Origin of the sequence: Mesorhizobium sp. M0854 (assembly GCF_040319815.1) — a bacterium.
Lineage (GTDB): Bacteria > Pseudomonadota > Alphaproteobacteria > Rhizobiales > Rhizobiaceae > Mesorhizobium.
In genome coordinates, this window is record NZ_JAMYOL010000019.1 from 72,266 (window position 1) to 92,425 (window position 20,160).

Annotated in this window: 24 protein-coding genes and 3 pseudogenes; 11 read left to right on the top strand and 16 right to left on the bottom strand. The window is 62.8% G+C overall.

Going from position 1 to position 20,160, the window contains the following annotated elements; translation table 11 throughout:
• Positions 1 to 180: 180 nt before the first annotated feature.
• The 11 genes and pseudogenes from NKH99_RS23885 to NKH99_RS23935 form a co-directional block, all read right to left on the bottom strand.
• Positions 181 to 501 (bottom strand): Bbp19 family protein, encoded by a 321-nt coding sequence (locus NKH99_RS23885; RefSeq protein WP_353015873.1) that lies wholly within the window; start codon positions 499 to 501, stop codon positions 181 to 183.
• Entirely contained in the window at positions 498 to 2,240 is a 1,743-nt protein-coding gene (locus NKH99_RS23890) for a portal protein (RefSeq protein WP_353015876.1), read from the bottom strand. Before NKH99_RS23890 ends, NKH99_RS23885 begins: the two co-directional genes overlap by 4 nt.
• A gap of 181 nt (positions 2,241 to 2,421) precedes the next feature.
• Complete coding sequence (locus NKH99_RS23895) at positions 2,422 to 3,585, bottom strand: acyltransferase family protein (RefSeq protein ID WP_352501185.1); 1,164 nt, start codon at positions 3,583 to 3,585, stop codon at positions 2,422 to 2,424.
• A gap of 507 nt (positions 3,586 to 4,092) precedes the next feature.
• Positions 4,093 to 4,686: a hypothetical protein gene (locus NKH99_RS23900; RefSeq protein WP_353015879.1), complete on the bottom strand. Its 594-nt coding sequence runs from the start codon at positions 4,684 to 4,686 to the stop codon at positions 4,093 to 4,095.
• Positions 4,687 to 5,146: 460 nt separating this feature from the next.
• Positions 5,147 to 5,350, bottom strand: a complete 204-nt coding sequence (locus NKH99_RS23905; RefSeq protein WP_023675723.1) for a hypothetical protein — start codon at positions 5,348 to 5,350, stop codon at positions 5,147 to 5,149.
• Between the two features lie 71 nt (positions 5,351 to 5,421).
• Positions 5,422 to 5,658, bottom strand: a pseudogene (locus tag NKH99_RS23910) (phage terminase large subunit family protein); the annotation flags it as partial.
• Between the two features lie 52 nt (positions 5,659 to 5,710).
• Positions 5,711 to 6,736 (bottom strand): methyltransferase, encoded by a 1,026-nt coding sequence (locus NKH99_RS23915; protein ID WP_353015881.1) that lies wholly within the window; start codon positions 6,734 to 6,736, stop codon positions 5,711 to 5,713.
• A gap of 148 nt (positions 6,737 to 6,884) precedes the next feature.
• A pseudogene (locus NKH99_RS23920) lies at positions 6,885 to 7,634 on the bottom strand (phage terminase large subunit family protein); the annotation flags it as partial.
• A gap of 334 nt (positions 7,635 to 7,968) precedes the next feature.
• Positions 7,969 to 8,586, bottom strand: a pseudogene (locus NKH99_RS23925) (terminase large subunit domain-containing protein); the annotation flags it as partial.
• A complete protein-coding gene (locus NKH99_RS23930) occupies positions 8,564 to 8,962 on the bottom strand; it encodes a hypothetical protein (RefSeq protein ID WP_352820014.1) in 399 nt (132 codons plus the stop codon). The pseudogene NKH99_RS23925 and the gene NKH99_RS23930, both read right to left, overlap by 23 nt.
• 3 nt (positions 8,963 to 8,965) lie before the next feature.
• On the bottom strand, positions 8,966 to 9,367 hold the full coding sequence (locus NKH99_RS23935; RefSeq protein ID WP_352820015.1) for a hypothetical protein: 402 nt from the start codon (positions 9,365 to 9,367) through the stop codon (positions 8,966 to 8,968).
• Positions 9,368 to 9,740: 373 nt separating this feature from the next.
• On the opposite strand from NKH99_RS23935, the gene NKH99_RS23940 reads away from it, so the two are divergent.
• Complete coding sequence (locus NKH99_RS23940) at positions 9,741 to 10,559, top strand: class I SAM-dependent methyltransferase (RefSeq protein WP_353015883.1); 819 nt, start codon at positions 9,741 to 9,743, stop codon at positions 10,557 to 10,559.
• A gap of 713 nt (positions 10,560 to 11,272) precedes the next feature.
• Positions 11,273 to 11,578 carry a hypothetical protein gene (locus NKH99_RS23945; RefSeq protein WP_352472199.1) on the top strand — a complete coding sequence of 102 codons (306 nt, stop codon included), beginning with the start codon at positions 11,273 to 11,275 and terminating at the stop codon, positions 11,576 to 11,578.
• A gap of 39 nt (positions 11,579 to 11,617) precedes the next feature.
• Here the strand turns inward: NKH99_RS23945 and NKH99_RS23950 are convergent, their stop codons facing one another.
• Both NKH99_RS23950 and NKH99_RS23955 read right to left on the bottom strand, forming a co-directional pair.
• On the bottom strand, positions 11,618 to 12,049 hold the full coding sequence (locus tag NKH99_RS23950; protein ID WP_352836861.1) for a DoxX family protein: 432 nt from the start codon (positions 12,047 to 12,049) through the stop codon (positions 11,618 to 11,620).
• A gap of 268 nt (positions 12,050 to 12,317) precedes the next feature.
• Positions 12,318 to 13,070, bottom strand: a complete 753-nt coding sequence (locus tag NKH99_RS23955; RefSeq protein ID WP_352816944.1) for a tryptophan 2,3-dioxygenase family protein — start codon at positions 13,068 to 13,070, stop codon at positions 12,318 to 12,320.
• A 155-nt stretch (positions 13,071 to 13,225) separates the two neighbouring features.
• On the opposite strand from NKH99_RS23955, the gene NKH99_RS23960 reads away from it, so the two are divergent.
• Positions 13,226 to 13,702, top strand: coding sequence for an Lrp/AsnC family transcriptional regulator (locus tag NKH99_RS23960; RefSeq protein ID WP_502897310.1), 477 nt, complete (start codon positions 13,226 to 13,228; stop codon positions 13,700 to 13,702).
• 5 nt (positions 13,703 to 13,707) lie between these two features.
• Here NKH99_RS23960 and NKH99_RS23965 read toward each other — a convergent pair whose 3' ends face one another.
• The gene (locus tag NKH99_RS23965; protein ID WP_352453704.1) at positions 13,708 to 14,181 is read right to left on the bottom strand and encodes an Lrp/AsnC family transcriptional regulator; all 474 of its coding nucleotides are present in this window, start codon (positions 14,179 to 14,181) and stop codon (positions 13,708 to 13,710) included.
• Positions 14,182 to 14,293: 112 nt separating this feature from the next.
• Between NKH99_RS23965 and NKH99_RS23970 the strand changes: the two genes are divergently transcribed.
• Positions 14,294 to 14,860 (top strand): RBBP9/YdeN family alpha/beta hydrolase, encoded by a 567-nt coding sequence (locus tag NKH99_RS23970; RefSeq protein ID WP_353015885.1) that lies wholly within the window; start codon positions 14,294 to 14,296, stop codon positions 14,858 to 14,860.
• Between the two features lie 52 nt (positions 14,861 to 14,912).
• Here NKH99_RS23970 and NKH99_RS23975 read toward each other — a convergent pair whose 3' ends face one another.
• Positions 14,913 to 15,872, bottom strand: coding sequence for a prohibitin family protein (locus tag NKH99_RS23975; protein WP_353015888.1), 960 nt, complete (start codon positions 15,870 to 15,872; stop codon positions 14,913 to 14,915).
• 70 nt (positions 15,873 to 15,942) lie between these two features.
• Here NKH99_RS23975 and NKH99_RS23980 point away from each other — a divergent pair, with 70 nt between their 5' ends.
• From NKH99_RS23980 to NKH99_RS24000, 5 genes are all read left to right on the top strand, one after another.
• On the top strand, positions 15,943 to 16,458 hold the full coding sequence (locus NKH99_RS23980; protein ID WP_352981253.1) for a hypothetical protein: 516 nt from the start codon (positions 15,943 to 15,945) through the stop codon (positions 16,456 to 16,458).
• On the top strand, positions 16,455 to 16,763 hold the full coding sequence (locus NKH99_RS23985) for a hypothetical protein (protein ID WP_352472092.1): 309 nt from the start codon (positions 16,455 to 16,457) through the stop codon (positions 16,761 to 16,763). Before NKH99_RS23980 ends, NKH99_RS23985 begins: the two co-directional genes overlap by 4 nt.
• Positions 16,764 to 16,774: 11 nt before the next feature.
• Positions 16,775 to 16,957, top strand: coding sequence for a DUF3606 domain-containing protein (locus NKH99_RS23990; protein WP_023675702.1), 183 nt, complete (start codon positions 16,775 to 16,777; stop codon positions 16,955 to 16,957).
• A 190-nt stretch (positions 16,958 to 17,147) separates the two neighbouring features.
• Positions 17,148 to 17,345, top strand: coding sequence for a hypothetical protein (locus tag NKH99_RS23995; RefSeq protein ID WP_352472094.1), 198 nt, complete (start codon positions 17,148 to 17,150; stop codon positions 17,343 to 17,345).
• A gap of 41 nt (positions 17,346 to 17,386) precedes the next feature.
• Positions 17,387 to 17,998: a hypothetical protein gene (locus NKH99_RS24000; RefSeq protein WP_353015890.1), complete on the top strand. Its 612-nt coding sequence runs from the start codon at positions 17,387 to 17,389 to the stop codon at positions 17,996 to 17,998.
• 15 nt (positions 17,999 to 18,013) lie between these two features.
• On the opposite strand, the gene NKH99_RS24005 is transcribed toward NKH99_RS24000, so the two are convergent.
• On the bottom strand, positions 18,014 to 18,919 hold the full coding sequence (locus NKH99_RS24005) for a S1C family serine protease (protein WP_023675699.1): 906 nt from the start codon (positions 18,917 to 18,919) through the stop codon (positions 18,014 to 18,016).
• Here NKH99_RS24005 and NKH99_RS24010 point away from each other — a divergent pair.
• Positions 18,918 to 19,124: a hypothetical protein gene (locus NKH99_RS24010; protein WP_352981255.1), complete on the top strand. Its 207-nt coding sequence runs from the start codon at positions 18,918 to 18,920 to the stop codon at positions 19,122 to 19,124. The two genes, NKH99_RS24005 and NKH99_RS24010, sit on opposite strands and share 2 nt — an antisense overlap.
• A 43-nt stretch (positions 19,125 to 19,167) precedes the next feature.
• Complete coding sequence (gene yghU / locus NKH99_RS24015; RefSeq protein ID WP_352453698.1) at positions 19,168 to 20,055, top strand: glutathione-dependent disulfide-bond oxidoreductase; 888 nt, start codon at positions 19,168 to 19,170, stop codon at positions 20,053 to 20,055.
• Positions 20,056 to 20,160 lie beyond the last annotated feature (105 nt).

Genomic DNA, 20,160 nt, shown 5'->3' on the forward strand with positions numbered 1-20,160 from the left:
GATGCAGAATATCATTTAAATCCTTAGGGGTCCCGCGTAGATTTTCTATCGAATTGATCTTTTTCTTCGATAGGAAATTTAGGAAGCCTCTTAAGTAATTGCTGCTCAGCCAGATGATGAATTACTACATCCTCGATGTTCACGTCGGGGTTCGCCTGAGCATACGCTTTCCTAAAGCCCCTACGCCTCCGCCCTCGCCGCCTTCTCCAGTGCCGCCAGTTGCGCCTCGTCCAGCGTCAAAAACCCCATAATATGCTGCACCACTTCGGCCCGCGCGTTGCTCAGCGCGCTGTGCAGCTCGAAGCCGTTCGGCGTCTTGGTCTTGGCCAGCCACTCGCCATAGGATGGGCGGCGGTAATAGCCGGTTGCGGCCGCCAGGTCGGCCAGCACCATTTCGCCGTCCTGGCCCGAGAACACCCTGAGATAGGCCTTGGCCAGGGCATCCTGCGCCTTGGCCGGGCCGCCGGCCTGGCTGGAATGGGCGAAGCGTTTTTGGCTCATACGCCCTGCCCGCCCGAAGCATCTTGCGCAGCCTGCGGCATCAGCCCGCCGAGCCCGTCGAGCAGGCCGCTGTCGCGCGCCTGCACTGCCGCCGGCACGGCATCCCTGGCGACCTTGCCGGCGGCAGCCATCGCCGCCATGCCGGCCTGTTCAGCTTGAGCCTTGGCTCTGGCATCGCGGATGCCGGCCACCTCGTCCTGGCGGCGAAAAATGCGCTGCGGACTGCGGCCGGCGCCCTGCACGATCTTCAGCGCCGCGTCGCCGTCGATATTGTCCATCACGCCGGGGTCGAACTGCGCCATCTGCATGGCCGTGGTGACCACCTGGATGGTGTCGCGCGCCTCGGCCGAGCGGCGCAGCACGTCGAGCGGGCCGGTGAAGGTCGGCCGCAGCGCCTTGCCGGCAAGGCTCGCCGGCGGCAGGAAGCGGCTGTTTTCCTCGTAAAGTCCCTTGTCTTCCAGAATACCCAGCTCGCGGTCGAGATTGCTGGCAAAGCCGGCCTGGATGATCGAACCGGAGGGGCCGAGCAGCGCGCCCTTCTCCTCCTGTCGGATCAAGGCTTCGGTCGCCGTCATCTGCGGGTTCTGTACCAGCGTCTGGAACAGATTGACGAACATCATGTCGCGGATCTCCTCGGCCCGGCTGTCGGCATAATTGAACGCATAGGTCGGGTTCTGGCCGGTGGCGATCGGCGCGATCAGCGGCCGGCCGGCATCGTCGATCAGCCCGGGATAGTTCTCGCCGGGATTGAGCACCGGCACATAGTCTAGCCTTGCCTTGGAGGCCGTCGCCGGATCGGTGATCTGCTGCAGCGCGCGCAGGCCGGAGCGCCGCACGGCGTTCTCCTCGCGCACCGTCGTCAGCGCCTCGATGGTCGGCGAGATGCCGTACGGATCGCCCTCGTAGCGGCGCCAGTTGAAGCACGACACCGGGAACGAGCGAAAACCGCTTTCCCTGACGACCGCCTCCTCGTCCTCGATGACGTGATAGGAAGCGAACGCCGTATCGAGATACTGGTAGGAGCCACTCAAGCTGTACATCTTGCGCTCGTCGCGCGGCTGGATGCACTGGATCAGCGAGATCTTCGTCTCGCATTTGGCGGGGTCGTCGACCAGAATCTTGATCCGCGCCGGCAGTCTGTCGTAGCCGAGCAATTGCGCGGCCTGTCTTGCCGTGCGCTCGTAGCGGCGGTGGAAAATATCGACCTGCCCCCAGCGGTTGCGGGAGAGATAGCCCTCGACCACCGGGATCGAGGCATAGCGGATCAGCGTGCCGCCAAAACCTTCCTCGGCATAGAGATACGCCGGGCCATAGCGCACGACGTTGCGCAGGCAAGCCTGCGTTGCCGGCACGAAATTGGAATTGGCGGAATAGCGCAGCGAGAACAGGAAGTCGCGCAGCGCTTCCGCCCATTCCTTTTCCTCGTCGGTCTCTTCGTCGTTGATGGCCGCGGTCGACAGCCCATGCCATTTCTCCGACTGCGGAATGATCAGGCTCTCCAGCCCCGCGGCCAGCCGGTTGGCGGCCGAGTTTATGGTATTGGCGTAGACACGCGCACCGCGCCGCTCCTGCCGCTCAGCCTGCGAATCGAAGCCGGCCTTTCGGCTGCCGCTCCACATGTCGGGCGCATCGGGATCGCAGAATTCCGACACCGCCTCCCAGACATGCTCATACTGGCTGCGTTCGCCCTCCAGTTCTGCCTGTCGCGACAGAATATCGCGAGCACGGGAATCGCTCATGGTCAGCCTCGCTTGATGAACTCAATGGGAAAAAGAAATGGCGGGCGCGCCGAAACCGCCGATCTCCCCACTTGAGGGGGAGATGTCCGGTAGGACAGAGGGGGTCGTCTCGCGTGGATCGGCGACCCCCTCTGTCGCCTTCGGCGACATCTCCCCCTCAAGGGGGGAGATTGGAAGCGCCTTATTCCGCCGGCGTCGTCTCCAGCGCGGCTTTGCGCCCAAAGCGCTGCACCACGAAACGGCCCATCTTCTGGCCGGGTACTTCGATCAGCGTATAGGTGATCCAGGACAGCAGGCACACCACCGGCAAGACGACGACAACAACGACCGCGAAGCGCAACGGCGCCGACAGCTCGTGGCCGAACTGGGTGATGACCAGAGCCGCCACCGGCTGGAGAACCAGCAGATGGATCAAATAGATGCTGAAGGAAAGCTCACCCATCAAATGAAAGAACCTGTTGGCGAGCGTCATGGCGATCTTTCTGGCCACGATGCCCATCGTTCCCGGCAGCATCCGGTAGAGAACCAGGGCAAAGAACCCCAGGACGAGCGCTTCCCGCATCAACAGCTTGCTCAGCCCATAGCCGCCGCCGAAGGGCAGCGCCGCCAGCAGCATGGCCAGTGCCAGATGCACGAAAGGCCGCTTCTGCCTTTGATGGACGACGCCCGCCAGCAGCATCCCGCACAGGAAAATCTGCATCTTCAACGGCAGGAACGACGGCATCGGAAAGTGGACCGACAATTGTCCCATCAAGAACACGATCGCGCTGCCGATCGCCGCGACCAGCATGGCCGCCCATAGCCAGTCAAGCCTGCGCACCAGCAGCATGATGGCCGGAAACAGTGCGTAGAACTGCATCTCCAGCCCGAGGCTCCAGTCGGGCAGCGGCGTGCGATAGGCGAAATTCGGCACCAGGCCGAACAGGAACAGCAGATGGGCGCCGATATTCTTGAGGCCGCTGTCGAGATAACGCTCGGGCGCCTGCGGCGACCGCAGCAGGAACTCGTCGATGACCATTCTCGACCCGTAGAGATAGGGGCCAAGCGCCAGGGCAACGAACAGCATGACGTAGAACAGCGGCGCTATCCTGAAATAGCGGCGGGTCCAGAATTTCAGCCAGGTTTCCGGCCTTTGCCAAGGCTCCCTGTCCTGGCGCAGCTGGTAGTGGAACACCATCAGGAAGCCGGACAGCATGATGAACAGATCGACGCCGAGGTCCGGTTCGCCGAGAATAGGAATCTGCCAGCCGGTCAACAACAAGCAGTGCCCGATGAGTACCCAGATCGCGGCAAGCGCCCGAAGCCCGTCCAGGCACTCGATGCGCGATGACCGGGCTTCTGTCATGCCGAACTCCTCGATAGCCATGTTGCAATGCAGCATGGCGGCTGAGGGAGGAATGTCAACCGTGCGGAAGGAACACGATTTGCGCTGGGCTGTTACGGAAAACGCGGAACACCGCAGGGCAATTGTAGAGGCATGCACCACCCCCCTCTGTCCTGCCGGACATCTCCCCCTCAAGTGGGGAGATTGGCAGCTTGGAGGACAGCGCCTTTTCTGCATCCCTCGAAAATTGGCGAAGACCGTGATGACAGCCAATCTCCCCACTTGAGGGGGAGATGTCCGGCAGGACAGAGGGGGGCGCGAAGGATCGCAGCTTTTGTGATCCCTGCAGACAAGCTCCCGTCTATCTCTTCTTCACCAACCGCGCATGTCGGCGCCAATACCACCAAGCCAGCAGGCGGTTGCGGAACACTCTTCTCATGGCGCCCATGTCACACCCCCAGCAGCACGCGGCGCTGGCCGGTGAGCTCACTGGGCGACAGATCGGTCTTCACCGTTCCTGCGGTGCCGTCATTGGCCGCAAGCTGGGCCCGCAAGGCGGCTTCGCGCGCCTGCACGTCCTTGTCGGCAATGGTCGGTGTCGGCGGCAACGGCTTCAGCGCCGGCGGCTTTTGAAAAAGGCACATAGTTTTCTCCAAAGTGAGAGGCTCTTGTCCAGTCGTAGAGCAGAAAATCCTCGCCGTTCCTGCCATAGCCCGGCAGGCGGCAGCGTTGCGTCGCGCCGAGCCGGCCTAGCCAGCGCAGCGCCAAATCATTGGCGGCCAAGGCGCGGGCCTCGACACGCCAGGCGCCGCGCGCGGCAACTTCAGGCCCGAGCACGGCATGAAAGAATTCCGTAATCCCAGGGACGCAGCGCCTCATGCGGCGCGTGCCCCAGCTCCAGGCGATCCATAAGCCGCCGCGCTGCTCGGCAGCGCCGAAGCCGGCCTCCGGATTGCCGTCGAGCTCGGCGACATAGGCAAACCCCTGCAGCGCCGTCAGCGCCAGCAGCGCCGGCGACCAGTGGTCGAACTGGCAATCGATCTCGGCCCGGTCCTCGAGCCGGAGGTTGGCAGCGATGTAGGAGAGGTCGCGCAAAGTGGCGCGAATGATGCGGAGGATCATGTTGGGTCACTTTCCGGCACGCTGCGAAGCGGAGAGCCCTAGGGAAACGAGGCGCCAAGCTAGATTGACTCTCTTTGCCGTCTGGATTTCCTTGGCCTGTGACTTGTGGATGTACCTATGGGAACAAGCGCATGACTTGTAGTAACTGCGCGCCGATCGAGGAGACCCGTACGATCTTTAGCACCGGTCGTCTCGCGGCGGCGATCACGATGGCCAAAGAGGCCATACGCGACGGTATTCTGCAGGAAGTACCGGGTGGTCCTATGTCGAGTGTCATCCCGTTTTCGGATCTCAACCCGGATGGACCATGGGACGATCTGCTTCGTTACCGCTTTCGGTGCACGACCTGCGCACAGGTTTTCTTGCTCTCCGCAGAGACCTATCATGGCAGCGGCGGCGAATGGGCTAAGGAGCCCGGCTAAGCTTTTCGGCGCTTCGTCCTATGCGTCCGCCGCGAATCTCAGTCCTGGCGTATCTTCGCGGACATCCGGCTGTCGATCTCGGTCAGCTTGGCGAGAATGCCTTCCTGCGCCTGCACCATCGCCTGTTGAACGCGGATCAGCTTGAAGGTGAGCCAGATCGTTACCCAAAGGCTTGCTGCGAGATAAATCAGCATCGGCATCCAGGAGATGAATATCCCGAGCAGCGAGTTTTCCGATTCCATATTGCCCCCCTAATATGATGTTGCCGCTACATCGTCGTTTTGCCGCCGGGCGTGCATAAACGCAAGCATCGTCACCGAAACGCCCCCAGCGGATCGCTCTGCCCGGCCTTCCGCCGCGCGGCCTTGAACACCGCCGGGTCGACCTGCGCTTCCCTCAGCATCATCACGCCGTAGCGGGTCGCGGCCATCAGATCGTGGCGCAGCTTCACCACTTGGCCGTCCCTGCGATGATAGAGACGGAACTCCTCGAACCAGGGCAAAAGCGTCGAAACCACCTTGAAGCGGCCTGATTGCATGCGGCCGAGCATCGGCCTCGACCGATACCGAACCGTCGGCGAACTGCGCGCGGGTGCCGAGCCTCTACTTGTAAGCCACTGCTGCGCTTGCAGGTCCCGCCAACGGAATAATCTCGCAGCGACTAAACCCTGCCTCTTTGCACCACTCGGTGAACTGGGCGCCGGTGAAGTCAAACGCCTCGCCAAATTCGATCAGCATGTTCAGCGACATCATGAGACCGAAGCCGTTTTGCCTGCGTTCATCGTCGATGATGTTCTCGATGGCGACCAGCGCGCCGCCGGTCGGCAATGCACGATAGGCCTTGGCGATCAGCATCTTCTTGTTCTCGAGATTCCAGTCGTGAAGGATCATTCCCATCGTGATGATGTCCGCCTTGGGGAATTCGTCCGCGAAGAAGTCGATCGCCTCGGCGATGACCCGGCCGCCGAGATTGCGCTCCCTCAAGCGCCGTTCGGCGATCGGCTGCACATCGGCGAGATCGCACGTCCGGCATTGCATGTGCGGATGCCGCGCCGCGACGATGGCCGAAAGCTGCCCGGTTGCGCCGCCTATATCGGCCAGCGTCTTATATTTGGAAAAATCGAATTTCTCGGCAAACGCCGTGAAATTGCCCATGGAGATGCCGCTCATCGCGTCCATGAACTGCTCCAGGCGCGCCGGGTCCGCATAGAGCTCGCCGAACATCGACTTGCCTGTCTCCTTGATCTCGTTTTGAGGCTTTCCGGTTTGCAATGCCGGTGTGAGATCGCCCCAGAACCGATACAGTCGTGCGTTCGCCATCTCAAGGATTCCACCGATGTATTGGGGGCTCCGCTTGACCAGGAACAGCGCGGTCGATGGCGTATTGCCGTATTTGCCGGTTTCACCGGCGCCGTCCCTCTGCAGCAATCCGAGCGCGACGAGGGTGTCGAGAAAATCATACGTTGCGCGCGGATGCAGCCTCATCGCGCCTTGCAGTTCGAGGCCCGTTTTGGGGCCGTCCGCAAGCAGCGAGAAGAGTCCCAGTTCCACGGCGCTCAACAATGTCTTGGCTGGCCAGAACCCAAAGCCAATTTGCAGTATGTGGTCTGGAGAAATTCCGTTTTGCATCTGATCCTCCCCTATCGGCGAATGCCCCCGTGAGGCCACGCCGATGCGTCCCTTGAGCGGGATCATTCGATGCTACACCACGTCCACGGACATTCACTACAGTTTTCCAATCGGAGCCGGAGCGCATTGCCTCCCTCCCCGATTTTCCTCACCGAAACGCCCCCAGCGGATCGCTCTGCCCCGCCTTCCGCCGCGCCGCCTTGAACAGAGCCGGGTCGACCACCGCTTCCCTCAGCATCATCACGCCATACCGCGTCGCCGCCATCAAATCATCGCGCAGCTTCACCACCTGGCCGTCCCTGCGGTGATAGAGCCGGAACTCCTCGAACCACGGCAAAAGCGTCGAAAACACCTTGAAGCGGCCTGATTGCATGCGATCGAGCATTTCCATCAGCCCGGCCTCGACCGAGACCGAACCGTCGGCGAACTGCGCATGGCTGGCGAGCATGTTCAGCCCATGTGCGGAATATTGCCTGGCAAGTGCGGTGCCGGCACCTTCCAGCGTCTCGCGGCGGCCGTCGCGCGGCCATGCCCATGGCAGCCAATCGCCCCACGGTTTCAACGTCAGCGCCTGCATGGCGGGAGTCTGCTGCGAAGCCCGGCAGGCCTTTGTGACATAGACGACATCGGCCTCCGTATCCCAGGCAAGTTCGACCGCGGCCGACGGATGGTCCCAGCCGAAATCGAGCGCGCCGAGCCTTGGCCAATAGCGCGGCAGCGGGAACGGCTCGCAGGCGATCAGTTCCTCGGCCACCGGAAAGATGCGGCCGGAGCCGAGCACCGGAATGCCTTTTGCCCTGGCTTCCCGCTCATGCGCCGGATAGGCGGCAACGATCTCGGCGCGCTGCTGCGGCGTATAGTGCTCGGCATCGTCGATGGTCATGAAGGTGACGTGACGGGTCATTGTGCGCCCTCGCGGCATTGAATCGTAGTGGCAGGCGCCGGACGGATGATGTTGTTTGACAAGGAACTTTCCGATGGCGGGACAGCGCCCCTCTCTGTCCTGCCGGACATCTCCCACGAGGGGGGAGATCGGATGCCACTCCAGCTTTCGCCAACCTCCAACGTCGACTGCAAAGCGCGGCCGGTGAAATTGCCAATCTCGCCCCTCGTGGGGGAGATGTCCGGCAGGACAGAGGGGGGCGCGAAGGAACGCAACGGATGAGAGGAGCGAATGCTTCTTTCCTGAACTTGCCTCACCCCCTCCCCATCCCTCCCACCTCCTCCGCCGACAAGAACAACAACACCACATCGCTCATGCCGAGCAGCGGCGTGAAGGTGACGATGGTGATGCCGCCGGTGGCGTTGGTGCGGGTCAGCCCTTCGGAATAGATGTCGAGCGGCGGTTCCTCGTCGAACCAGACGCCGTGCAGCGTTTCGCCCTGCCATTTCTCGCGACCCTTCTCGTAGCTCTTGAACGACAACACCGATTCACCGGCCTGGACGTCGCCGCCGCCGCCCCAGCGCACCACGACGCTGTCGAGCGCGCCCGGCGCCCGTCCCGCCATCGTGCTGACGAGGGCGTCGGCCGGGATCATGCCGGTGCCCCAGGCCGCCTGCTGCTGCGGCGGGCCGATCAGGATGCGCTGCGGGTTGTCGCGCGTGCTTTCGCCGGTGACGCCGGCCGCCCACATCCGAACCGGACAATCGAAAACCTTGCCTTGCCACCAGTCGGGATAGCGGCCGGTGAGATGCATCGCCCATTCGGCGCCGCCGGCCCTGGTCTTGCCGAGCTGGTTGCCGGCCATGAACAGGCGCTCGCGATTGGTCGCGCCGGCTGCATGGAACTCGGCCTGCCTGGGATAGGGCCGATAGGCGGCAAGCTGGTTAGTGCGGCGCCTGCGGTCCATCTCCGCCAGCAGGCTGAGATATTCCGTCCTTGCCGCCCGGCTCTGCGAGGCCTTTTGCGAAGCCCGGCTTCTCGAGGAACGGCTTGAGGACGGCTTCGAGGCCGCGGATGCGCTGCCTGATTTCGTCATCGCTCAATGCATCCAGATTGTTGATGTTGACATTAAGATCCTTGGGCAGCACCGACAGCACGAGCTTCAGATACTGATCGGGCTTTTCGGCGCGCACCTCGGCGATGACGCCGGCGCCATGGGCGCGAAAATCAGCGCGGATCGCTTCGAGAAAGCCGTCAGCCAGCGTCTTCTTCGGCCGCCTGGTTCGGCTGCCGGGTGCTTGATCGTGCGGCTGCGGATCGCCGGCGGAAGGAGCCTTGGCCATGCCCTACTCCGCCGTCCCGGCGGACATCGGCTTCTTGTTGCCTGGCCGCACGATGCGCCTGCGCGGCCTGGCCTTCTTGCCGGCCCGTGCCGACTTCGGCTTCCGCGGCTGGCTTGCCGGTTTCGCATCAGTCGTCGTGCCGGGCTTCATCGCACCGGCGTCGGGCAAGGCATTCAGCCTTGCCCTGAGAATTGCCGCCTTGTCGTCGAGTGCTTCCGACGGGAAGCCGAAGCCGCCGACCGCATCGACGGTACCGCCACGCACCATGCCGATCCGCACGCCGGCGGCGACCTGCTCGAAGCGGCCATGGCGGGCATAGGGAGCGGCGCCGGCGAACTCGCCAATAGCGCTGACGACCTCGCGGCCGTCATCGTCGGTGATGATGGTGGCGTAACGGTTGGACATGGGGATGTTCTCTGAAGTGGGCGCACGGGCGCGTTGGGAAATCTATGGACGATAGGTGATTGCGGACCGGGATAGTCGGTCGCGTTCATTCGCGCCGACATACCTCGGCAGCACACGCAACATTCGGTCGAACAGGAGCCCGAAATGAAAAACCCGCCTCGGCGGGCGGGTCGTTGGAGCCAATTGGCACCATACCCAAATTAGTAGCATAGCTGCCGGCACAAAGCAAGAACAAAATGTGGCGCGGCGGCAGAAAAATGCACTGACGACCTCGCACCCTCGTCGGTGAACGGCTGGAAGGAAGGCGAAAAGGGCGGGCATTGCGTGAGACTTGCGTTGATGGGATGGTGGTTGCGCTTGAGGGGAACGCGTCATGGGCAATGTCACCAGTCACTACGGCAGCGACGGCATCGTCGATCGCATATTGGCCGCGATCCCGGACGCCGACCCGGCCGGAAAACTCGCGGCCGCGCAACTCTATCCGTTCGATCAGCTCCATGGCCGCGAACTGATCGCCACGCGGGAGCATGTGGCCCGTCTTGCTCCTTCGCCGACAGATCGGATCCTGGATATCGGCAGCGGCATTGGCGGGCCGGCAAGGTTTCTGGCCTCGACCTATGGCTGCCAGGTCGACGGCATCGACCTGACACCAGCCTTTGTCGCCGCGTCGAGCCGACTGACCGCACTCAGCGGACTGGCAGACAAGATTCGCTTCCATCAGGCCGACGCGACGAAACTGCCTTTTGGCGACAGCACCTTCGATGCGGCGATCTGCTTCTATGTCGGCATGAACATCGAGAACAAAGCCGCGGTCATCGACGAGGCCTGGCGCGTGCTGAAACCGCGAGGCAGGCTGATCTGGACCGAAGCCGTGCTCGCCGGCGGCGAGCCCTACTATCCCATGCCCTGGGCGGTTTCTGCGGCGACCAGCCACCTCGCCGATCGGGAAAAATTGAAAACCCTGTTTGTCGATGCCGGATTTCGCATCGACGAAATCGTCGACGAAACCGGCGAACATGTTGAGCTGGCGCTGAAGAGGGCCAATTCCGGCATCGTGCCCTCGCCGGCGCAGCAGCAGGCAAATGAAGTCGTCATGGGCGCGGAATTCCTGCAGCGCCGCCGCAACTACATCCGAAGCCTGAGTGACGGAAAGCTCGCCTCGCTCGCCGTGATCGTCTCCAAACCGGCCTGAAAACAAAAACCCGCCTCGGCGGGCGGGTCGTTGGAGCCAATTGGCACCATACCCAGATTAGTAGCATAGCTGCCGGCACAAAGCAAGAACAAAATGTGGCGCGGCGGCAGAAAAATGCGAATTCCGTTCAGCGCCTCGCCTTGTCCGCCTCCCGATTGACCTTCCAAGAAGACCGCTAGGCTGCATTCCTTCGCGCCCCTCTCTGTCCTGCCGGACATCTCCCCCACTTGGGGGGAGATCGGCTTTCGCGCCGGCTTTCGCCAATCTCCAACGTTGCAGGAAGAGCGCAACGCCGAAACCGCCAATCTCCCCACTTGAGGGGGAGATGGCCGGCAGGCCAGAGGGGGGGTACTGTCCCGGGCGCTGTCCCGCCGACTTAAAGCCGGCAACACAAGCAACGTTCGATCAAAAAGAAGCCTGAAAACAAAAACCCGCCTCTGTGGGCGGGTCGTTGGAGCCAATTAGCACCATACCCAAATTAGTAGCATAGCTGCCGGCACAAAGCAAGAACAAAATGTGGCGTTGCGACAAAAGAACCGAATTCTCTTCGGCGCCTCGCGTTGCCCGCCAGCCACTTTGTGGGCGCGAACGCAGCGTCGGCAATTGGCGCTTCCTCCATTTGCCGAGGCATCTCACCGGCCGACGAGCAGCCGCAGCCGCGGATCAGAACAGGCATTCGCGCGTTTGAACCCCAGCCAATGGGAGCAAAAGCCATGAACGTCGCCAATCTGCAACTCGAAGGCCTGCTGATGGCCATCGCATCGATCAATCAGGTCCTGGTCCGCAAGGGCGTGGTCTCCGTCGAAGAGATAGACATCGCCTTGCGCAAGGCCGAGGCCAGCGAGACCAACGAGGAAAGGTCCGAAGGCATGTCGGCGTCGAGCCGCGATGCCGTCAACTTCCCGATCCGGTTGCTGGAGTTGGCCAATCAATGTCAGCCGGAGACGGACATGCCGTCCTTCTCGAAACTGGCGCGCATGGTCGGTCAGATCAAGGAACCTTACAACGACCAGATGTGACGCGGCGACCGAGGATGACCGCCGCAGCAAGCTTTGGCATCACCCCCTGCCAAGCCTCAGCGCCAGGACGCGGCCCGGCCCGTGCACGGCGGCAAACAGCAGCCCGGCCAGGAAGGTGAAGTGATCGACGAAGAAGCCGAACTCCGCCTGGTTGCCGGCCCAGTGCGACGGCCCGTGGAAGGCAAAGCCGAGGAACAGCACATAGGCGCCGGCGACGAGTGCTGCCCATGAGAAGAAGGCGCCGGTCAGGAAGCATAGAACGAGGACGACCTCGAGCAGGGCTGCGCACCAGGCCAGGAACAGCGGGAATGGAAACCCGGCCGCCGCGATATAGCCGGCGGTGGCGCCGATATCGACGAATTTGAAGATCACGGCCATCAGGAAGACGGCGGCAAAGATCAGGCGAGCGATAAGGATTGCCGCGGTCTGCCACGGCGACTGAACGGATGATTGAGCGGTTTCCAAGGTCATGATGTCCTCCCAGAGTTGCGATGGTTGTGCCCCAAGGACGCACCACCAGCCGCAAGCCCGACATCATCCCCCGAAAAACCTGAGAGATACAAGCGCCGGCACCAAAGTGGCGCCTTCCCTTCTCCCCTTGTGGGAGAAGGTGTCGCCGAAGGCGACGGATGAGGGGTGCTCCAGCTTGGCGCCGGCGGCACTCCGTCCAACACCCCTCATCCGTCTCGGCGCTGCGCGCCGATCCACCTTCTCCCACAAGGGGAGAAGAAAGGTTGCGCTACCCCAACTTGACCCCCGGCTTGCTGATCGGCTCGCGTACCGTTCCATACTGGCTGCCCCAGCGGTCGGTCATCGCCCAGCGTATGTCCCAGAGTTCCGGGAAGAAGCGGTGGCGGGCGCCGGCTTCCAGCAATTCGACCGGCCGGCCCTTCAGCGATTTCGCGCCGAGGCCGATCGTGCGGTGGATGAGATAGAGGTGGTTGGCACGGAATTTCTGGAACAGCTCGTCGAACTCGATCAGCGCTTCGGCAACGACATAGCTGTCGCCGTGATCGTAGCCGGTATCGTAGACATCCTCGACCGAAAGGCCGCGGTCGTCGAGGTACGACGCCTTGAAGGCCCGCCACAGATCGGGCGGCAGGCGCAACAGCTGCTTGAAACCTGGCGATTCCTGGCCGCTGCCATTGCCGAGCTGCAGCCGGATCTGCTGGTATTCCTTGGGCGACATGGTTTCGAGCAGGTCGAGCTGCGCCGTCATCAGCCGCATCAGCCGGTGCACGCGCCCCATCAGTGTGACGATGCGATGCGTGTCCTGCTTTTCCAGGAAATCAACGACATCGACCAGCGTATAGGCGATGAGCTTCATCCACAGCTCCTCGACCTGATGCACGATCTGGAACTGCAGCTCGTCGGCATTCACCATCTCGGCCAGCGGCTTCTGGCAGGCCAGCAGCCTGTCGCATTTGAGGTAGACGCCATAGTCGCGCATCTCAGGCGTTTCGATGCGGGCATAATAATCCTGCTTGTCCATGGCCATGCTCCTTGCCGCGGCCGTTGGGCCGCAGGCGCTTGTTGGATCCCGTTCCCGAGTCTAATCGCTTTCTTGCCGAACATTGTCCCTTTCTGTTATTCAATTGGCTGGAAACGAAGGACGAAAGCTGCCTCCGAAGCAGATTGGAAGAACGAATGATGCTGGATGCGGTCGACCGGAAGATCGTCGCGGCGCTCGAACGTGAGGCCCGCATCTCCTTTGCCGCGCTCGCCGACGAGGTCGGCTTGAGCAAGACGCCGTGCTGGAAGCGGGTCAAGGCGCTTGAGGACGCCGGCGTCATCCGCGGTTACTCGACGCGGATCGACCCGGCCAAGCTCGGCTTCGGCATCGAGGCCTTCATCCAGGTGTCGATCGATTTCGAACTGTCGGACGCCTTCGAGGCGGCAGTGCAGAAGCATCCGCTGATCCGCCGCTGCCACGCCACGACTGGCGAGGCCGACTATCTCCTGCAGATCGTCACCGTCGACATGATGGCGCTCGACAGGATGCTGCGCGAGGAGCTCAGCCGGCTGCCCGGCGTGCGGCGCACGATCACCTCGATGGCGATGCGCGAGATCAAGGGCGGCATCTCGTTCGCCAATGCCGTCGGGCATACGCAGACCAAGCGATAGACCGGTCAGGCCCTGGTCATCAATTCGCGTCCCAGCCGCTTCGGTTGCTCGGCGCGCAGAACCACATTTGTCGTCACCGTGCCGTAGTGGCCGATGCTGTCGACGATGCTTTCAAGATCGGGCGGTGACGGGACCACGACCTTGACCAGAAAACAGTCCTCGCCGGTCACCCGCAGCACCTCGACCACCTCCGGCAATTGGGCGAACTTCTTCAGGCAGGCCTGGATATGCTCATGCGTGGTGCGCAGGCGGATGACCGCCATGGTGCCGAGCCCGAGCGCTGCCGAATTGATCACCGCCTTGTAACCGGTGATGACCCCGCGCTCCTCCAGCCGCTTCACCCGTTCCGAGGTGGCGGGCTGGGACAGTCCGACGCGGCGGCCAAGCTCGGAGATGCCGATGCGGCCATCCTCCTGCATGATCTCAATGATCGCCAGATCGGTGGGGTCGAGCCTTGGCCGATAATCGCCGTTCCGCATGATCGCCCTTTAATCCATCGGATTTCGTCGCTGCTTTCCGATGATCTCTCATTCCGCCACCTGGGAGAAGACCTAGAATTGCACGCGCTGCATCAGGAAAGAAGGGCTTCGCATGACCGACTTCATCATTGTGCCGGGCATCGGCGGATCGGGCAAAGCCCACTGGCAGACACGTTGGCAGCAGGCAAACCCGGCGATGCGGCGGTTCAACCCGGCGAGTTGGGACGCGCCGAACCTCGACGACTGGGTGGCTGCGCTGGAAACCGCTGTATGCCAGGCAAGGACACCGCCGGTGCTCGTCGCCCATAGCCTCGGCTGTCTGCTCGTCGTACACTGGCAGCGGATCTCCCGCCGCTCTATCGGCGGCGCGTTGCTGGTCGCGGTTCCGGACCCTGCGTCGCCGGCCTTCCCCTCCTCCGCCCGGGCCTTCGCCGACGCACCGCAACAACGGCTTCGCTTTCCGTCGCTGATTGTCGCCAGCACTAACGATCCCTACGGCTCGCTGGACTATGCCAGGGCGAAATCCGAGCGATGGGGCAGCGATCTCCATATCGCCGGACCGCTTGGCCACATCAATGGCGACAGCGGGCTCGGCGACTGGCCGGCGGGAATGGAGCTGCTGACAGCTTTTCTAGGTCAAACGCAAGCAATCGCCCGAGGCGCCGTGCTTCAGCCGTAACCGCACCAGGACGGCTATCGCGCCGCCGCCCTGATCTGGTTTGCGCCGCGCCTCAGTTCGATGCTGCGGCAGGCGTGCTGAGTTCGAGGAACGGTACGGTCGAGCCAGGGATCATCGACTTCGGCAATTCGCCGTTCCATCTCTCCGCCTTGGTCAGTTCGACCAGCAGCGGATTGTTGGCGATTGCGGCGGCGCGAGCCTTGATGGCGCCCGCGGTCGCATCGCCTTCGACCCTGGTCTTGTAGGCGCTGGCCTCGGCTTCGGCCTTGACGCTGTCGGCGCGGCCCTTGGCCTGGGTGACGGCGATATCGGCCTTGATCTTTTCCTGCTGCAGGTTCTGTTCCTGCTTCTGCACCTCGACCTGCGCCGTCATCCTGGCTTCGACCGCCTGCTCGTAGGCATCGGAGAAGTCGATGTTCTCGACCTGCACGCTGTCGATCATCACCGGGCCGTCGGTTACCGCCGCGATGGCCTCGGCGACGTCCTTGTTGAACTTCGCCCGGTTCTGGATAACCGACACCGCGTCGTACTGGCCGAACACCGTCTTGATCTCCTGCGGTGCCTTCCTGGCAATGACACGGTCGGCCAGTGCCTCGATCGATCCATAATTGGTGTAGACGTTGCTGACTTCGGCGGCCGGCACGTGGAAATTGACGGTGACGCGCATGTCGGCCGGCTGCTGGTCGCGCGAATAGGCCTGCATGGCCGGCAGGCCGCTGCAATCGTTCTGGTTCTCGCAGCCCCATTTGAGCACCTGCTGGCGCAGGCTGATCTTCTCGACACGCTGTAACCACGGCAGCTTGAAATGCAGTCCGGGATCAACGACCGAACTCAGCGCTCCGTTGGTCAAAAGCACGCCGCGGTCGCCCTGATCGATCGTGTACCAGGATCCAAACAGCGCAAAGACGCCGAGCGCCACGATGACGAGTGCGATCAGGCCGGAACCGATCGACCCCGATGCCATCCCCGGCTTGCCCTTCGGACGGCTTGAATTGCCTTGCGTTTCGGTCATCACCCCACCCCAACCTGATTGCCCGTGCTGCTTTTGCCCACAATAGTGGCGGCATTGCAATCCTCTGGATATGGAAAGACCTTCGGGGCAGCCGGCCGGACCGGCGGGTGGTTCAGGGTGGCCAGCCGATTTCCCCTGCAGCCGCGGCTGCGGGCTGGGACGCGTTGCCTGGCGTCTGCTTCTGCCGTCCGGCATCGGTTCTGCGCTTCGGGCAATCCTCGTAGTCGTGGTCGCAGATTGCGAAGGCTTGCGCACCGGCAAGGTCGATTTCGCCACGGAACCGCTGCCGCCGCATGAAAGTTATCTGCTCATTGCAACGGGAGCACAGGACATGGCCGACGACCCGAACCGCTACGAGACCGGAGCGAGGAAATATCCGGCAAAGACGAGCCGCGACGCGGCCGACGAATTTTCGCAGGATGCGGCCGGCAACAAGCCACCTCCCGGCGGCATGGGATTGACTAGGCCGGCTGACGATTTCGACGACAGGACCCTGCATTCGGAGGGCCAGAACCCGCCGCGCGCAGCGATCCGGCCAGACGGCAAGGCCACCGCCAAGAAGCCCGGCAAGGACGCAAGACGATGAACGTCGCCAATCTCCAGCTCGAAGGATTGATGATGGCGATCGCGGCCGTCAACAACGCGCTGGTCCACAAGGGCCTGCTGTCGGTCGACGAGGTCGACATGGCGTTGCGCCGGGCCGAGGCGGCGATGACCAGCGAGGAGCGTCTCTATGAAGACATGTCGCCATCCAACCGCGACGCCGTCTGCTTTCCGCTCAGGCTGCTGCAGGCGGCCAACAATGCCCAGGGTGAAACCGGCGTACCGTCCTTTGCCGAACTGGCCAGGATGGTCGGCCGGACCAAGGAGCCCTATAACGACCAGATGTGATGGAGGACGCCATGGCCGACGACAAATCCAAGACCAAGCAGGATCGCAAACTGGTCTCAGGCGAAGAGCCTTACGAGGTCGCTGCCTTTGCCCGCAAATACGGCATACCGCAAAGCGAGGCCGCGACCATCATCAAGCGTTACGGCCCCTCGAGGAGGAAGCTCGACGCGCACATGGCGAGCCGCAACGCCTGATCCAACTCTGGCGGCGGCCGCCGTTCCCTGCCGCCTTGTCGAGAGTATCGGCACCGTCAGCCGTGACCTGTCGGGTTCGCCCCTGTGGGGATTCAACGCCTGGTTTTGACAGCCGCGGAATACTCTCGCGGCGCAACAACTCATTTACCTCGACGCTGTACCAGTCCGATGAGCAAAGCCGGGGGGTCGGATGCAGGAACAATTATTGCGCTACGAATGTGTCATGGAGCCGAACGGCCGATGGATGGTGTGGGACATCGTTCACGATCTGCCGGCGCAATTTTCGCAAATCGCGCTGATCGGCCTGAGCCGTCGTGAAGCGGTTTCGCTCTGCCGTCTGCTCAACGAGACGAGCCGTTCCGAGACGCGGCAGAGCCGGGCCTCCTGAGAAGCGTGCTCTCAGGCCTGCCCAAGCGCGGGGGGATCTACATGCGATCGGCAATATTCGGTCTGGTCCTGCTGCTGCCGGCCTCCGCCCTGGCAGAACCGATCGAGACGCAGAAGATCATCACGGCGGCGACCGGCGACTGGAACGGCGACGGCGCCGCCGATCTGGCGATGATCGTGGAGACCGAGCCCGGCCATCCCATGGACATGTATTTTTTCCTCAAGGATCGCGATGGCGATTTTCTAAAACCTGCCGGGGTCGTGCATGAACAGATTTACGGCGAATGGAAGGATTATGACCGGCCGGGCCCCGCCACATCCGACACCGAGCCCGAACTCACCGCGCTCCCCAACGGTTCGATCAAGCTCTATGTTCCGGCGATGGAGATCGGCAGCGAGCGGACCAATAAGACGCTGACGCTCGCCTGGCGCAACGGCACGTTCGTCGTCGCCGGTTTTGCCTACGATTATTGGGATTACATGGACGACAATGTTGCCGGCGACTGCGACTACAATGTGCTGACCGGCAAGGGCAAAAGCAGCAAGAAGCTGGCGGACGGCAGCACCAGGCAAGCGACCGTATCGGTCGAAGGCAAGGTCATCGCATTTGCGGAATGGACCCCGGGCACTGGCTTCAGCGCTTGCGGAGAGTGAGAGGTTTCGGTTGCCTCACTGCAGCGGCGGCTTCCACAGCAGGCTGTTGCGATCGGCGGACTTGACGCGCAGCCAGGTTTCGCGGCCATCGCGCAGCACCCGGAGCGGGATCTCGGCACCCGCCGGGCCGCTCTTCCAAAGCTTGCGATAAAAATCGGCAAGCCCATCGACCGCCGTGTCGCGGACATCCGAGATGACATCGCCTTGGCGAAGGCCCGCCTGGGCGGCTGGACCGCCCTCGGCGACGCTCATCACCACGACCTTGCCGTCGCTCTCGGCCGAGAAGGCGCCGAGCCACGGCCGCGGCGGCCTGGCGACCTGCCCGCGCGTCAGCAGATCGTCGAGGATGGGCGGCAGAAGATCGATCGGCACCACCATGTTGATGTCGGCGACCTCGCCGTTGCGGCTCATCTGCAGGCGCAGTGAACCGATGCCGAGCAGCCTGCCATCCGCGCCGATGAGGCCGGCGCCGCCCCATGAGGGGTGAGCCGGCGCCGTGAAGATCGCCTCGTCGAGCAGATATTCCCAATAGCCGGCGAATTCCTGCTTGGTGACGATCCGCGCCCGCACGGAGCGGCCGACGCCGTCGGCGAGCACGACGGGATCGCCGATCTTGGCCCTGGACGCATCGCCGAGCGCAATGGCGGGCAGCCCAAGCGGCGCCAGCGCCTGCACCAGGCCGAAGCCCGACTCCTGGTCGTAGGCGAGCGCATGGGCGGGAACGACGCGCCCGTCCTGGTCGGCCAGCCAGACCTCCTCGGCCTCGGTGATGAGATAGCCGATGGTGAGTACCAGCCCGTCGCCGCGGATGACCACGCCACTGCCCTCGCGGCGGGTGCCAAGTGTATTTGCCGTGAAGGCGTCCTCTGGCACGGTGGCGCGGACGGCCACGATGGATCGCAAAAGGGGTTCGATATTCATGCTTTGGTTCCTGGCAATGTTCGCAGCTGATATGGGCTATAGGTATGGCGCAGGTGATCAGGCGCAAGAGGTGGCGCCGGCTTTGGCGTGGACCGGCGCCGCGCCGTTCGCGCCGGGGTTTTGCAACAGCGCCGGCAGCCCTATCTGTACCTACGGCTATCCCAAGCTGCCCTATGCAAAGTTCCTCCGCCATTGCCCACGTTGATATCTGATATCCTCCCAACCCGACCCTTCCAAAGGCCTCCCAAATGAACGACTACGCAACGGACCAATACACGCCGCCAAAAGTCTGGACCTGGAACAAGGCAAATGGCGGCGCTTTCGCCAGCATCAACCGGCCGATCGCCGGCCCGACGCATGACAAGAAACTGCCGGTCGGCAAGCATCCGCTGCAGCTTTATTCGCTGGCGACACCGAACGGCGTCAAGGTGACGATCATGCTGGAGGAACTTCTGGCGCTCGGCCACAGCGGCGCCGAATACGACGCCTGGCTTATCAGGATCAACGACGGCGACCAGTTCGGCAGCGGCTTCGTCGAGGTCAACCCCAACTCGAAGATCCCGGCCATGATGGATCGCAGTGGGAAAAAGCCGGTCCGCATCTTCGAATCCGGCTCGATCCTGCTCTACCTCGCCGAAAAATTCGGCGAATTCCTGCCGACGGAGCAGCCGGCTCGCGCCGAGACGCTGTCATGGCTGTTCTGGCAGATGGGCTCGGCGCCCTATCTCGGTGGCGGCTTCGGCCATTTCTACGCCTATGCGCCGACGAAGATCGAATATGCCATCGACCGCTTCGCCATGGAAACCAAGCGGCAGATGGACGTGCTCGACCGACGCCTCGCCGAAAGCGAGTATTTAGGCGGCAGCGACTATACGATTGCCGACATTGCGGTGTGGCCCTGGTATGGCGGGCTGGCCAAGGGCCGTATGTATGACGATTCCGGCGAGTTCCTGCAGGTGGAGCAGTACAAGAACGTGCAGCGCTGGGCCGACGCCATCGACGCGCGGCCGGCGGTCAAGCGCGGCCGCATGGTCAACCGCACCTTCGGCGAGCCTTCGATGCAGCTGCACGAGCGCCATGACGCCAGCGATTTCGAGACCAAGACGCAAGACAAGCTCGCGGCGGCCAAAAGCTAAGCGGACGACTGAAACTGCTGATCTCCCCCCACAATGGGCAGGGCTATTGCAGATGGAAAGCCGAGGCTTTCGCTCTACGACGTACCCCCACCCCTAACCCCTCCC

Excerpts from the sequence above, each read along its gene's own strand:
- NKH99_RS23935 (WP_352820015.1), bottom strand. The coding sequence starts at position 9,367 with ATGTCCAACCGTTACGCCACCATCATCACCGACGATGACGGCCGCGAG.
- NKH99_RS24000 (WP_353015890.1), top strand. The coding sequence starts at position 17,387 with ATGCGATCGGCAATATTCGGTCTGGTCCTGCTGCTGCCGGCCTCCGCC.
- NKH99_RS23990 (WP_023675702.1), top strand. The coding sequence starts at position 16,775 with ATGGCCGACGACAAATCCAAGACCAAGCAGGATCGCAAACTGGTCTCA.
- NKH99_RS23945 (WP_352472199.1), top strand. The coding sequence starts at position 11,273 with ATGAACGTCGCCAATCTGCAACTCGAAGGCCTGCTGATGGCCATCGCA.
- NKH99_RS23970 (WP_353015885.1), top strand. The coding sequence starts at position 14,294 with ATGACCGACTTCATCATTGTGCCGGGCATCGGCGGATCGGGCAAAGCC.
- NKH99_RS23930 (WP_352820014.1), bottom strand. The coding sequence starts at position 8,962 with ATGGCCAAGGCTCCTTCCGCCGGCGATCCGCAGCCGCACGATCAAGCA.
- NKH99_RS24010 (WP_352981255.1), top strand. The coding sequence starts at position 18,918 with ATGCTTTGGTTCCTGGCAATGTTCGCAGCTGATATGGGCTATAGGTAT.
- NKH99_RS23890 (WP_353015876.1), bottom strand. The coding sequence starts at position 2,240 with ATGAGCGATTCCCGTGCTCGCGATATTCTGTCGCGACAGGCAGAACTG.
- NKH99_RS23985 (WP_352472092.1), top strand. The coding sequence starts at position 16,455 with ATGAACGTCGCCAATCTCCAGCTCGAAGGATTGATGATGGCGATCGCG.
- NKH99_RS23960 (WP_502897310.1), top strand. The coding sequence starts at position 13,226 with ATGATGCTGGATGCGGTCGACCGGAAGATCGTCGCGGCGCTCGAACGT.
- NKH99_RS23900 (WP_353015879.1), bottom strand. The coding sequence starts at position 4,686 with ATGATCCTCCGCATCATTCGCGCCACTTTGCGCGACCTCTCCTACATC.
- NKH99_RS23905 (WP_023675723.1), bottom strand. The coding sequence starts at position 5,350 with ATGGAATCGGAAAACTCGCTGCTCGGGATATTCATCTCCTGGATGCCG.
- NKH99_RS23965 (WP_352453704.1), bottom strand. The coding sequence starts at position 14,181 with ATGCGGAACGGCGATTATCGGCCAAGGCTCGACCCCACCGATCTGGCG.
- NKH99_RS23975 (WP_353015888.1), bottom strand. The coding sequence starts at position 15,872 with ATGACCGAAACGCAAGGCAATTCAAGCCGTCCGAAGGGCAAGCCGGGG.
- NKH99_RS23895 (WP_352501185.1), bottom strand. The coding sequence starts at position 3,585 with ATGACAGAAGCCCGGTCATCGCGCATCGAGTGCCTGGACGGGCTTCGG.
- yghU (WP_352453698.1), top strand. The coding sequence starts at position 19,168 with ATGAACGACTACGCAACGGACCAATACACGCCGCCAAAAGTCTGGACC.
- NKH99_RS23955 (WP_352816944.1), bottom strand. The coding sequence starts at position 13,070 with ATGGACAAGCAGGATTATTATGCCCGCATCGAAACGCCTGAGATGCGC.
- NKH99_RS23950 (WP_352836861.1), bottom strand. The coding sequence starts at position 12,049 with ATGACCTTGGAAACCGCTCAATCATCCGTTCAGTCGCCGTGGCAGACC.
- NKH99_RS23915 (WP_353015881.1), bottom strand. The coding sequence starts at position 6,736 with ATGCAAAACGGAATTTCTCCAGACCACATACTGCAAATTGGCTTTGGG.
- NKH99_RS23885 (WP_353015873.1), bottom strand. The coding sequence starts at position 501 with ATGAGCCAAAAACGCTTCGCCCATTCCAGCCAGGCCGGCGGCCCGGCC.
- NKH99_RS24005 (WP_023675699.1), bottom strand. The coding sequence starts at position 18,919 with ATGAATATCGAACCCCTTTTGCGATCCATCGTGGCCGTCCGCGCCACC.
- NKH99_RS23980 (WP_352981253.1), top strand. The coding sequence starts at position 15,943 with ATGGAAAGACCTTCGGGGCAGCCGGCCGGACCGGCGGGTGGTTCAGGG.
- NKH99_RS23940 (WP_353015883.1), top strand. The coding sequence starts at position 9,741 with ATGGGCAATGTCACCAGTCACTACGGCAGCGACGGCATCGTCGATCGC.
- NKH99_RS23995 (WP_352472094.1), top strand. The coding sequence starts at position 17,148 with ATGCAGGAACAATTATTGCGCTACGAATGTGTCATGGAGCCGAACGGC.